Origin of the sequence: Streptomyces sp. NPDC001406, from assembly GCF_042895285.1 — a bacterium.
Taxonomy (GTDB): Bacteria; Actinomycetota; Actinomycetes; order Streptomycetales; family Streptomycetaceae; genus Streptomyces.
On record NZ_JBIAWG010000018.1, the window covers coordinates 1 to 11,206 of the forward strand.

The following is an 11,206-nucleotide window of genomic DNA, read 5'->3' on the forward strand; positions in this document are numbered from 1 at the left end:
ACTCCTCCGGATAAGGCTTGGGCACAGCGACATCCTTCCCACCCGCCCCACAGGGCAAGCCAGTTCAGATGTCACCCGATCGTGCATCAGACCCGGCCCTGCTCGGCCGGCTTGGACTTGGCGATCTTCTTGATCTCGCGGCGCTCGGGCAGCGTGAAGGTCTTCGGGCGCCCGCCCTTGTACTTCGGGTAGAGCGAGTCGAAGCCGTCGGCGTTGAAGTTGTGGACCACGTCGCGGACCCGGTCCGCGCTGGTGAACGTCACCGTGGCGATCTTCGCAACGGACAGGCCCTGGGCGGACAGCAACACTATCTGGGCCCGCCGCCAGGTCACCACCGATCCGGTGCCCCGGCGGATGATCCGCAGCAGGCGCCGTCCCTCGTCGTCATCGATCTCACGGACCCGCACGCGTTCAGCCACGCGATCATTCTGACCGTCTGGTGCCGCAGGGCGCAGCAACCGGACGACACGTCACAACGAGGCGAACTTTGCCTGATGCGGCACTAGGAAGGGCGCGGGGTTCTACTCCCGGTCCGCCGCCACCATCGCGACGCACTCCGCGAGAGCGTCGTACAACGGCCGTACGAACGCGGCGAGTTCGGCGTCGGATGCCCGGTCGGCCTCCAGTACGGCGCCCACGACGGCAAGCAGGGCGGCCGCGGCGCGCACGGCGTGGGCATCGGCGAGCGCCGCCAGGAAACCACCGGATTCCGTGACGGCGTAGACCGCCTTTCCGGTGACCGGGTCGACGCCGAGGCTGCGGAGGCGGCGCATGCTCATACGGCGACTCCCATGGGGACGTACGGGCGGACGAGGGGCAGACCGTCGACGAAGACGACGGACGGGTACCGCGGCGCGGTCAGGGCAGGACGGTGACCGGGAGAGGGAAGGGGAGCGGAAGCGGGCGGGGGCGCCATGACGGACACGGGCCCCTCGGCCCGGTGGGCTCCACGAGCGGGGAGCAGGAATCGCAGGATCGCGACGAGTAGGGTGCGCACAGGTCGACTCCGTTGCAGTCGGCTCAGCCCCGGCGTGGAAGCTGCAGACTTCCCGCCGGGGCGCTTTTGTCCGTCCCGAGCTTAGCGATAGTGAGTAGTGGTAGGTAGTGGTTGATAGCAGTAGGGAGTGATGCGCAGTGGAAAGTGGCGCCCTACGGTCAAAACGTGGACAGAATCAGCCCCGACTCGCCGCACTACGTCTATGAACAACTGGCCGCAATCATCGAGCGGAAGATCCGTTCCGGTGAGTACCCGCCTGGCACCCGGCTCCCGGGAGAACTCACGATGACCCATGACTACGGGGTGGGTCCGGGCACCGTCCGCCGCGCGATGGACATCCTCCGGGACAGAGGGCTGGTGGTGACCGTGCGCGCCCGAGGGTCCTTCGTGGTCGACCCTGTACCCCCGCCCTCCCCCGAAACCCCCGCATGACGAACAGCCCCCGGCGCAAGCCAGGGGCTGTCGGTCGTGCGGAGGGGCGTCAGCCGAGCTTGGTCACATCCAGGCCGCCCTCGGCGTACTGCCTGCGCAGCACCTTCTTGTCGAACTTGCCCACGCTCGTCTTCGGCACCGCCTCGACGAGCGTCCAGCGCTCGGGGAGCTGCCACTTGGCGATCTTGCCCTCCTCCGCGAGGAAGGTGCGCAGAGTCGCGAAGTCGGCGCTGGAGCCCTCCCTCAGCACGACCGTGGCCAGCGGGCGCTCGCCCCACTTGTCGTCGGGGACCGCGACCACGGCGGCCTCGGCGACGTCCGGGTGGGACATCAGCGCGTTCTCCAGGTCGACCGAGGAGATCCACTCGCCGCCGGACTTGATCACGTCCTTGGCACGGTCGGTGAGGGTGAGGAAGCCGTCGGGGCTGATGACGCCGACGTCACCCGTCTTGAGCCAGCCGTCCTCACTGAACTTGTCGGCGGGGCGGAGCGGTTCGGCGTCGGGGCCGTTGTAGTAGGCGCCCGCGATCCACGGGCCGCGCACCTCCAGCTCGCCGGCCGACTCGCCGTCCCAGGGAAGGCGCTCGCCGCCGGGGCCGGTGAGGCGGCCCTCGACGCCGGCCGGGAAGCGGCCCTGGGTGAGGCGGTACGCGAACTCGTCCTCCGTACCGACCGCGTGGGCCGGCGGGCGGGCCACCGTGCCCAGCGGGGAGGTCTCGGTCATGCCCCAGGCGTGGCAGACCCGCATGCCGAGCTCGTCGAAGGCCTTCATGAGGGAGGGCGGACAGGCCGAGCCGCCGATGGTGACCTGGGTGAGCGAGGAGACGTCCCGGGGCTTGGCGGTCAGCTCGGCCAGCAGGCCCTGCCAGATGGTGGGGACGGCTGCCGCGTGGGTCGGCTTCTCGCTCTCGATCATCTCGGCGAGCGGGGCCGGCTGCAGGAAGCGGTCCGGCATCAGCATGTTGACGCCGGTCATGAAGGTGGCGTGCGGCAGGCCCCAGGCGTTGACGTGGAACTGGGGGACCACGACGAGCGAGGTGTCCTGGTCGGTCAGCCCCATGGACTCGGTCATGTTGACCTGCATGGAGTGCAGATAGATCGAACGGTGGCTGTAGACCACGCCCTTGGGGTCGCCGGTGGTGCCGGAGGTGTAGCACATGGCGGCGGCCTGGCGTTCGTCGATCTCCGGCCAGTCGAACGTCGTCGGCTTGTCCGCGATCAGCTCCTCGTACTCGTGCACCTGCGCCGCGGCGCCGGCGAGCGGGGAGCGGTCGCCCGGGCCGGAGACGACGATGTGCTCGACGCTCGTCATCCTCGGCAGCAGCGGCGCGAGCAGCGGGATCAGCGAGCCGTTGACGATGATCACGCGGTCGGCGGCGTGGTTGACGATCCAGGCCAGTTGCTCGGCGGGCAGGCGGAGGTTGAGCGTGTGCAGCACCGCACCCATGGAGGGGATCGCGAAGTACGCCTCGACGTGCTCGGCGTTGTTCCACATCAGCGTGGCGACCCGGTCGTCGGCCCGGATGCCGAGGTCGTCGCGCAGGGCGTTCGCGAGCTGCACCGCGCGGGTGCCCGCCTCGGCGAAGCTGCGCCGCTGCGGCTCGCCCTCCCCGGTCCAGGTGGTGATCTGGGACTGTCCGTGCACGAGCACACCGTGCACAAGGATGCGGGTGACGGTCAGCGGTACGTCCTGCATGGTGCTCAGCACGGAGTCCTCCCGGGGCGACTTTGCCTACGCGGTGGTAAGGGCTGCGCTGATTCTGCGCACATACCGCGCGGTATGTCACTAGGGGCAGGCAAACTCGTGGGCTTCGGGGGGTCGCGCGCTTGCTTCGGGAGGGCCGCGCGCGCCTATCGCACCAGGTCGAGCTCCGGGTCCTCGCGCAGCTTTCCGAGCGCCCGTGACACCGCCGACTTCACCGTCCCCACCGACACCCCGAGCACCTCGGCCGTCTGGGCCTCGCTCAGGTCCTCGTAGTACCGCAGGACGACCATCGCCCGCTGCCGGGCCGGCAGTTTCGCGATCGCCCGCCACATCGCGTCGTGCAACGCCTGCCGCTCCGCCGGGTCGTCCCCGCCGGGCACCGGCTCCGGCTCGGGCAGCTCGTCGCACACGAACTCGTCGACCTTGCGCTTGCGCCACTGCGAGGTCCGCGTGTTCAGCAGAGCCCGGCGCACATAGCCGTCGAGCGCCCGGTGGTCCTCGATCCGCTCCCAGGCGACATAGGTCTTGGTGAGCGCGGTCTGCAGCAGGTCCTCCGCGTCGCTCGGGTTCGCGGTCAGCGACCGTGCGGTACGCAGCAGCACCGGATGGCGAGCCCTCACGTACGACGCGAACGACGGGTACGCGGGAGTCCCCCCGGTCGGGCGGAGCCGGGACGGGGGGAGGGTCTGCCTCACCGATGTGGCGGCGTCCGACGCGCTTGTGCAGACGGGTGTGGTCATGGCTCCACGCTATGAGCGACCCCCCGCGCGGCGGATCGGTCCCAGGTCCCGAAGCCGAGTCCCCCTCAGGTTGTAGGAGTGGGGGCACCTACACCTCCTGAAGGTGGAGTGCCGGGCGTCCGCTACTACGGGTTTACCCCTGAGGGCTCAGCCGTCGGCCGCGAGGACCAGCCCCGACGTGGGCACCCCCGTCCCCGCCGTCACCAGGACCCGGTCCGCCCCCGGTATCCGGTTCACCGCCGTGCCCCGCACCTGGCGTACCCCCTCCGCCACCCCGTTCATACCGTGGAGGTAGGCCTCCCCGAGCTGTCCCCCGTGCGTGTTGAGCGGCAGCCGCTCCTCGGCCACGAAGTCCGCCGCCTCGCCCCGCCCGCAGAACCCGAACTCCTCCAGCTGCATGAGGACGAATGGGGTGAAGTGGTCGTACAGGATGCCCACGTCGATGTCGGCCGGGGCCAGCCCGGAGGTGCGCCACAGCTGCCTGGCCACCACCCCCGTCTCCGGCAGACCGGTCAGGTCGTCGCGGTAGAAGCTCGTCATCTGCTCCTGGGCACGGCCGGCCCCCTGCGCGGCGGCCGCGATCACCGCGGGCGGGTGGGGCAGGTCGCGGGCCCGTTCCACGGAGGTGACGACGAGCGCCTGGCCGCCGTCCGTCTCCTGACAGCAGTCCAGCAGCCTCAGCGGCTCCACGATCCAGCGCGAGGCGGCGTGGTCGGCGAGCGTGATCGGGCGGCCGTGGAAGTACGCCGCCGGGTTGGTCGCCGCGTACTTGCGGTCCACGACGGCCACGTGCCCGAACGCCTCCGGGGTCAGCCCGTACGTGTGCAGATAGCGCTGTGCCGCCATGGCCACCCAGGACGCCGGGGTGAGCAGTCCGAACGGCAGCGCCCAGCCGAGCGCCGCACCCTCCGCCGACGGCTCCCGGTGCTGCACGCCCGAGCCGAATCTCCGCCCCGACCGCTCGTTGAACGCCCGGTAGCAGACCACCACCTCCGCCACGCCCGTCGCCACCGCGAGCGCCGCCTGCTGCACGGTCGCGCAGGCCGCCCCGCCGCCGTAGTGGACCCGGGAGAAGAAGGACAGCTCACCCATCCCGCAGGCCTGGGCCACGGTGATCTCCGGGCTGGTGTCCATCGTGAACGTCACCAGACCGTCCACGTCCTCGGGGGTCAGCCCCGCGTCGTCGAGCGCGGCCCGCACCGCCTCCACCGCCAGCCGCAGCTCGCTGCGCCCCGAGTCCTTGGAGAACTCGGTGGCACCGATACCGACGATCGCCGCGCGTCCGCCGAGCGTGTCCCGGCCGCGTACGCTCATCGCGCGCCACCCTCCGCCGGTACGGTGACCGTCACGGCGCCCCTCACCGTGACCGTCACCGTGCCGGTCACATGTCTGCCGATGCCGTTGGAGCCGGTCACCCGGACGGTGGCGGTGTCGCCGTCCACCTCCTCGATCCGGCCGGTCAACACCATGGAGTCCCCCGGGTAGTTGGGCGCCCCCAGCCGAATGGCGACCTTGCGGAGCACGGCCGTCGGGCCGAAGTGGTCCGTGATGTACCTGCCGACCAGGCCGTTCGTCGTCAGGATGTTCATGAAGACGTCCGGGGAGCCCTTCTGCCGGGCCAACTCGGCGTCGTGGTGGACGTCCTGGTAGTCGCGGGACGCGATCGCGCCGGCCACGATCAGGGTCCGCGTGATCGGGATCTCCAGCGGCGGCAGCTCCGCACCCGCCGTCAGCATGGCCATGCCCTCACTCCGCACTCGCGATCAACTCCCCCAGCTCCTGAAGCACTTCGCCCCCGCATCCCAGATAGGCGTCCAGCTGTCGCCCCCACAGGAAGTGCCGGTGCACCGGATGACCGAGGTCGGCGCCCGCACCGCCGTGCACATGCTGGCCCGTGTGGACGACCCGCTGTCCCGCCTCGGACGCCCACCAGGCGGCGGTCAGCGCGTGCGTGTCGTAGGGGAGCCCCATGTCGCGCCGCCAGGCCGCCTCGTACGCCGTCACCCGTATCGCCTCGGTGTCCATGTACGCGTCGGCGGCGCGCAGTTGGACCGCCTGCCGGGTGGCGAGCGGGCGGCCGAACTGCTCCCGGCCGTTCACATGGGCCACGGCCCGCGCGAGCGATCCGGCACACACCCCGGCCTGCAGCCCGGCGAAGGCGATGCGGGCGGTGGCAAGGACACCGGCGTAGGCGTCCTGGCCGCCGAGCCGTTCCGCGGGCGCGTCGTCGAGGGTGAGGCGACCGGCCGACCAGGGCGCGGTCAGCTCGACCGGCGTCACCGTGGTGCCCTCCGCGAGAGGGGCCAGCCACAGCCGCCGGCCGGCGTCGGCGACGAGGACGTGCGTGGCGTCCCGCAGCCAGGGGACGACGGGGACGGTGCCGGTCAACGTGCCCCGAGCCAGGTCCCGTATCCCGCCTTGAGCCGAGGTCCGTACCCCTCCCCGGGCCGAGGCCCGTACCCCTCCCTGCGCCGGAAGCGCCCCGCTCACCACCACGGAGCCGTCCCCGATGCCCGGCAGCAGCCGCTCCCGTTGCTCCGCGGTGCCGTGGGCGGTGAGGGCGAGGAGCCCGTGGACACAGCTCGCCGCATACGGCACCTGAGCCGTCGTACGGCCCTGTTCCTCCAGCAGCAGCACCAGCCCGAGCAGGCCCAGCTCCGCCACCGCGCTCACCAGGCCCGCCCCGCACAGCGCCTTCCACAGCTCGGGGTCGCTGCCGGTGCCGGTGGCTTCGAGCCGCTCGTGCGTCGCGAGGTCGCCGAAGATCCGGGCGGCCAGGTCGCGGGCCTCGGCCTGTTCCTCCGTGGGCGTGAAGTCCATGTCAGGCCTCGCCCTCGGTGACCCGGAACACCGGCAGGACCAGTGCGCCCTCCTCGTCCTCGTAGGTCCGGAACTCCACCCGGACCGGCAGACCGATGCGCACCTTGTCGTACGGCACCCCCACCACGTTGCTGATCATCCGCACGCCCTCCGCGAGCTCGATCAGCCCCACCGCATAGGGAGGGTCGAAGGCCGGGAACGGCGGGTGGTGCATGACGACGTACGAATGGACCGTGCCCACGCCGCTCGCCTCGACCGTGTCCCAGTCCGGGCAGCCGCAGGTGTTGCAGCCCGGCAGCCAGGGGTGGCGCAGCGTGCCGCAGCCGGCGCAGCGCTGGATGAGCAGCCGGTGCCGTTCGACGCCCTCCCAGAAGCCGGTGTTGTCCCGGTTGACCACCGGGTGGGGACGCCGGGCGCGCGGGGGTCGCTGTGTGCGGCGGGACGGGGCGTACTTGAGGATGCGGAAGCGGTGCGTGCCCGCGAGTTCCGTGCCGACCCGCACGTCCATGCGGGTCGTGATGAAGTACCCCGTGCCGAGCTTCGTCGTCTTCCGCTCCGACACCGACTCGATCACCGTGTCGAACGTGACCTCGTCCCCGGGCCGCAGGGACCGCGGATACTCCTGTTCGGAGTCGGTGGCGACGACCGAGACGCAGCCCGCGTCGTCGAGGAGTGTCATCAGCTCGTCGAACGCGGGCGTGCGCCCCTCGTGGCCGGAGAGGCCGCCCATCGTCCACGCCTGGAGCATGGTGGGCGGGGCTACGGCGTCCGGCCCCTCGTAGGCCGGGTTCGTGTCGCCCATCGCCTCGCACCAGTGCCGGATCATCGGCACGTTGACCGGGTCCTTGCCCACGCAGGCGACGGCGGCCGCCCGCCCTTCGTACTGCTTGAGCCGTGCGTACAGCTCGTCGTCGTGCTCCTTCTCCGTGAGCCGTGCGCCCGGCTCGTCCTGCTCCTTGAGCCGTGCATCTGGCCCATCGTGTTCCTTGAACCGTGCGTCCGGCTCGTCCGGTCCGTCGCTCACCGCCGCCCCCTCGTCATCCCGAGCCGCATCGTCGCGACGATCTCCCGCTGCACCTCGCTCACCCCGCCCCCGAACGTGTTGATCTGCGCCGCCCGGTTCAGCCGCTCGATCCCGCCGTCCCCGAACGCGCCCGGGGAGCCCGCACGCACCAGTCCCGCCAGCCCGTCCGTCCCGAGGACGTGCTGGCAGATGCGGTACACCGCCACCGCCGACTCGGTGCCCGCCACCTTCACTCCGCTCGCGTCGCCCGGTGCGAGCCGGCCCGCGCCGACGTCGCCCACCAGGCGCCAGTTGAGCAGGCGCGTCGCCGCGAGCCGGGCGTGCGCCTCGGCCAGCTGCGCGCGCACCCACGGCTCGTCGATCCGGCGCCTTCCGGTCACCGGATCCGGGGCACGGGCGGCGCGGAGCACGGCCGCGTGGAAGTCCTCGGCCTGCATACCGATGGCCGCGAGGGCGACCCGCTCGTGGTTGAGCTGGTTGGTGATGAGCGACCAGCCGTCGTTCTCGGTGCCGACGAGGTTCCCGGCGGGGACCCGGACCCCGTCGTAGTAGGTGGCCGTGGTCGTCTGCCCGCCCACCGTCTCGATCGGCGTCCACGAGAACCCGGGCACGTCGGTGGGGACGAGGAGGATCGAGATGCCGCGGTGTTTGGCCGCCTCCGGGTCGGTGCGGCAGGCGAGCCAGATCCAGTCGGCGTGCTGGGCGCCCGAGGTGAAGATCTTCTGGCCGTCCACCACCCAGCCGTCGCCGTCGCGCACGGCCCGTGTCCGCAGCGACGCCAGGTCGGTCCCGGCGGACGGCTCGCTGTAGCCGATCGCGAAGACCAGTTCGCCGCGCAGGATCCTGGGCAGGAACCAGGCCTTCTGCCGCTCGCTCCCGTACTTCATCAGCGTGGGCCCGACCGTGTTCAGGGTGACCATCGAGACGGGGGCGCCCGCACGGTGGGCCTCGTCGAAGAACACGAACTGCTCGTCCGCGCCACGGCCCTGACCGCCGTACTCGACCGGCCAGCCGAGCCCGAGCAGGCCGTCGGCGCCGATACGGCGCAGCAGCGCCCGCTGTTCGTCCACGTCGAGGGTCCCGTCGGGCATCAGGTCCCGGAAGTACGCGCGGAGTTCGGCGCGCAGCCGCTGCTGGCGCTCGGTGGGGGCGAGGTGCACGGCGTGAGCCTCCCGACCTCGTGCGAATGACTACGAATGACGGTTTCTGACTGTCCGTCAGATCTCGTCGGGTGTCAAGGTCGGCCAGGAGCGCGAAAACGCCTGTGCGGCGGTACCGAAGCACCGCCGCACAGACGCATGACGACCCCGAAAAGCGCACCCCACAAGGGACTTCAGACGCGGCTCACCACAGCTTGGTGAAGTGGATCAGGACGTTCTCGTTGCCCTGGTTGATGGCCGTGAACGCGGAGCGGTTGACCTGCGCGGTATTGCTCTGGTTCGAGGCTCCGTGGCCGGCCGCGTTCTGCTGTGTGGTGGCCGAGTTGCCGCTGTTGTTATGGCCGACCCCGCTGCCGACGATGCTCGCCACGCCCGCGTTCGATCCGTCGGCCGCGAAGCCGCCGTTGTCCGCGGCCGCGACGCCGGTGAACAGGGCGGCTGCGAGCGGAAGCGCGGAGACGGCGGCGAGAACGCGGGCGGTACGGATGCTTGCCATGTCTGTTCCTCCAGAACGGTGTACCCGTCGGCCACTGGCCGCGAGTACGTCGAGTGCCTCAAGTACGGCTTCTGCCAGGGAAGTTGGCCGACCGCCCCGGTGGTTGTGCACGACGTCGCGAGTCCAGAGTTGCCCAGCGGATCCCCGGCGAACCACCCCGGATGCCCTGATTCGCCCTCAAGCGTGATGACATGTCGATAAACCCCTTTCACCACCTTTAGCAATCCCTTGCCCCAAGCATCACCAACACACCCTTCTCCACCCCGTGCGCCGCAGGCGAGGAAACGTTCCAGCACAGTTCCGGCCAACTTTGCCGCCCCGGCGAGTCGCCCCCGACCCCCCTTCCCTTTTTCGAACGCATGTACGAAAATGAAGGCATGGCCACCACCGACCGGCAGGCCACGACGCTGGCCCTCGCACACGCCCTGTCAGCCGCCGAACGCGGACTGGCCGTCATCCCCCTGACCCGGACGAAGCTCCCGGCCCTGCGCTCCCCCCACCACGACGACCCCGACCCGGCTCCCTGCCACGGCGAATGCGGGCGCTTCGGACACGGTGTGTACGACGCCTCGTCCGACCCGGTCCGCATCCGCGAACTGTTCTCCGCCGCACCCTGGGCCACCGGCTACGGCATCGCGTGCGGACTGCCCCCGCACCACCTCATCGGCATCGACCTCGACACCAAGTCCGGCACGGACTCCTCGGCCGCACTGCGCGAACTGGCCCTGCGGCATCTGTTCACGATCCCCGAGACCGTCGTCGTACTGACCCCGAGCGGCGGCCGCCACCTCTGGCTGACCGGCCCGCCCGACGTCGTCGTCCCCAACTCGGCGAGCCGGCTCGCCCCCGGCATCGACATCCGCGGCGCCGGCGGCTACCTGGTCGGCCCCGGCTCACGCACCGGCCACGGCGTCTACGGCGCCGCTCCCGGCACCGCGCACCTGGCCCCCGCCCCCTGCCCGCCCGCGCTGCTCCGGCTGCTGCTCCCGCCGCCGCGCCCGGCCCACGCCGCGACGCACCCCTCGCTCGGCGACCGCGGCCAGGGCCTGGTCCAGTTCGTCCTCGCCGCCCACGAGGGCCAGCGCAACACCCGCCTGTTCTGGGCGGCCTGCCGCGCCTACGAGAACGGCATCGGCCGCGCCCTGATCGCCCCCCTGATCGCCGCGGCCCTCAACACCGGCCTGACCGAACACGAGGCACGCGCAACAATCGCATCGGCGGCCCGCATGACGGGCCGCCGCCCGTGAACTCCCTCAGCGGCGAACAAGCCAGAGGGCTGCCGCGACCACGGGAACGAGCGCGGCGAGCGTCCCCAGAACCGCCCCGGTGTCCAACGTTCCGAACATGTCTGTTCCCCCTCGAATTCACCGGCCCAGACCGGGTCGACGGGTCGACCGGCCCGGTCTGGGCCTTGCGAGGGTCTTCGAAGTTGGGCGGTGCGGGGGGCCAACGGCCAGCCGGCCGCAGCCCTCACGCCGGTCGTCGATTGGCGGATTCGGGCCAGAACCGACGGCGTCTGCCAAGCCGCACCGGGCCGCCGGTGGCCCAGAGCTGCCACTTGCCGACCGTAGACCACCGCCCAGACTTCGAAGATCCCCTTGCGAGCAATGCGGTGATCGTATTGAGCACCCCACCCGGCGGGGAGAGCCCGAGCCGAACGCTGAGCTACATCTGAGCTTCCGCAACCGGGAGGCGGGCAACGAGAAGAGCCGGGGGGGGGGGCCCGGGGCCGCCCCCCCCCCCGCCGGGGGGCCGGCGGGGCGGCGGGGGGGTGTTTAACCCCCGGGTCCGCGCCCCCCCCCCCCGGTTGGAGTCACTTTCCCGACGCCCCA

At 71.3% G+C, this 11,206-nt stretch carries 12 protein-coding genes and 1 pseudogene; 2 read left to right on the forward strand and 11 right to left on the reverse strand.

The features are described 5' to 3' along the window. Positions 1-95: 95 nt before the first annotated feature. From ACFY1J_RS35725 to ACFY1J_RS35735, 3 genes and pseudogenes are all read right to left on the reverse strand, one after another. A pseudogene (locus ACFY1J_RS35725) lies at positions 96-419 on the reverse strand (transposase); the annotation flags it as partial. A gap of 102 nt (positions 420-521) precedes the next feature. Continuing rightward, entirely contained in the window at positions 522-779 is a 258-nt protein-coding gene (locus tag ACFY1J_RS35730) for a hypothetical protein (protein WP_390712346.1), read from the reverse strand. After that, entirely contained in the window at positions 776-997 is a 222-nt protein-coding gene (locus ACFY1J_RS35735; RefSeq protein WP_390712347.1) for a hypothetical protein, read from the reverse strand. Before ACFY1J_RS35735 ends, ACFY1J_RS35730 begins: the two co-directional genes overlap by 4 nt. Before the next feature lie 165 nt (positions 998-1,162). Here ACFY1J_RS35735 and ACFY1J_RS35740 point away from each other — a divergent pair, with 165 nt between their 5' ends. Beyond that, the gene (locus tag ACFY1J_RS35740; RefSeq protein WP_390712348.1) at positions 1,163-1,429 is read left to right on the forward strand and encodes a GntR family transcriptional regulator; all 267 of its coding nucleotides are present in this window, start codon (positions 1,163-1,165) and stop codon (positions 1,427-1,429) included. Between the two features lie 49 nt (positions 1,430-1,478). On the opposite strand, the gene ACFY1J_RS35745 is transcribed toward ACFY1J_RS35740, so the two are convergent. From ACFY1J_RS35745 to ACFY1J_RS35780, 8 genes are all read right to left on the reverse strand, one after another. Beyond that, positions 1,479-3,125 carry a long-chain fatty acid--CoA ligase gene (locus ACFY1J_RS35745; RefSeq protein ID WP_390712359.1) on the reverse strand — a complete coding sequence of 549 codons (1,647 nt, stop codon included), beginning with the start codon at positions 3,123-3,125 and terminating at the stop codon, positions 1,479-1,481. 155 nt (positions 3,126-3,280) lie between these two features. Beyond that, on the reverse strand, positions 3,281-3,874 hold the full coding sequence (locus ACFY1J_RS35750) for a SigE family RNA polymerase sigma factor (RefSeq protein ID WP_390712349.1): 594 nt from the start codon (positions 3,872-3,874) through the stop codon (positions 3,281-3,283). 147 nt (positions 3,875-4,021) lie between these two features. After that, positions 4,022-5,188: a lipid-transfer protein gene (locus tag ACFY1J_RS35755; RefSeq protein WP_390732654.1), complete on the reverse strand. Its 1,167-nt coding sequence runs from the start codon at positions 5,186-5,188 to the stop codon at positions 4,022-4,024. After that, complete coding sequence (locus tag ACFY1J_RS35760) at positions 5,185-5,607, reverse strand: acyl dehydratase (RefSeq protein WP_390732711.1); 423 nt, start codon at positions 5,605-5,607, stop codon at positions 5,185-5,187. The genes ACFY1J_RS35755 and ACFY1J_RS35760 overlap by 4 nt, the downstream gene beginning before the upstream one ends. A 13-nt stretch (positions 5,608-5,620) precedes the next feature. Beyond that, positions 5,621-6,694 carry an acyl-CoA dehydrogenase family protein gene (locus tag ACFY1J_RS35765; RefSeq protein ID WP_390732655.1) on the reverse strand — a complete coding sequence of 358 codons (1,074 nt, stop codon included), beginning with the start codon at positions 6,692-6,694 and terminating at the stop codon, positions 5,621-5,623. A 1-nt stretch (position 6,695) separates the two neighbouring features. Further along, entirely contained in the window at positions 6,696-7,598 is a 903-nt protein-coding gene (locus tag ACFY1J_RS35770; RefSeq protein WP_390732712.1) for a bifunctional MaoC family dehydratase N-terminal/OB-fold nucleic acid binding domain-containing protein, read from the reverse strand. Positions 7,599-7,714: 116 nt separating this feature from the next. Continuing rightward, complete coding sequence (locus ACFY1J_RS35775; protein ID WP_390732656.1) at positions 7,715-8,878, reverse strand: acyl-CoA dehydrogenase family protein; 1,164 nt, start codon at positions 8,876-8,878, stop codon at positions 7,715-7,717. Positions 8,879-9,062: 184 nt separating this feature from the next. After that, entirely contained in the window at positions 9,063-9,374 is a 312-nt protein-coding gene (locus ACFY1J_RS35780) for a hypothetical protein (protein WP_390712353.1), read from the reverse strand. 377 nt (positions 9,375-9,751) lie between these two features. Between ACFY1J_RS35780 and ACFY1J_RS35785 the strand changes: the two genes are divergently transcribed. Further along, positions 9,752-10,621, forward strand: coding sequence for a bifunctional DNA primase/polymerase (locus tag ACFY1J_RS35785; RefSeq protein ID WP_390712354.1), 870 nt, complete (start codon positions 9,752-9,754; stop codon positions 10,619-10,621). Positions 10,622-11,206 lie beyond the last annotated feature (585 nt).

Coding starts and splice junctions, on each gene's coding strand:
- ACFY1J_RS35730 (WP_390712346.1), bottom strand. CDS start 779: ATGAGCATGCGCCGCCTCCGCAGCCTCGGCGTCGACCCGGTCACCGGA.
- ACFY1J_RS35745 (WP_390712359.1), bottom strand. CDS start 3,125: ATGCAGGACGTACCGCTGACCGTCACCCGCATCCTTGTGCACGGTGTG.
- ACFY1J_RS35750 (WP_390712349.1), bottom strand. CDS start 3,874: ATGACCACACCCGTCTGCACAAGCGCGTCGGACGCCGCCACATCGGTG.
- ACFY1J_RS35755 (WP_390732654.1), bottom strand. CDS start 5,188: ATGAGCGTACGCGGCCGGGACACGCTCGGCGGACGCGCGGCGATCGTC.
- ACFY1J_RS35765 (WP_390732655.1), bottom strand. CDS start 6,694: ATGGACTTCACGCCCACGGAGGAACAGGCCGAGGCCCGCGACCTGGCC.
- ACFY1J_RS35780 (WP_390712353.1), bottom strand. CDS start 9,374: ATGGCAAGCATCCGTACCGCCCGCGTTCTCGCCGCCGTCTCCGCGCTT.
- ACFY1J_RS35785 (WP_390712354.1), top strand. CDS start 9,752: ATGGCCACCACCGACCGGCAGGCCACGACGCTGGCCCTCGCACACGCC.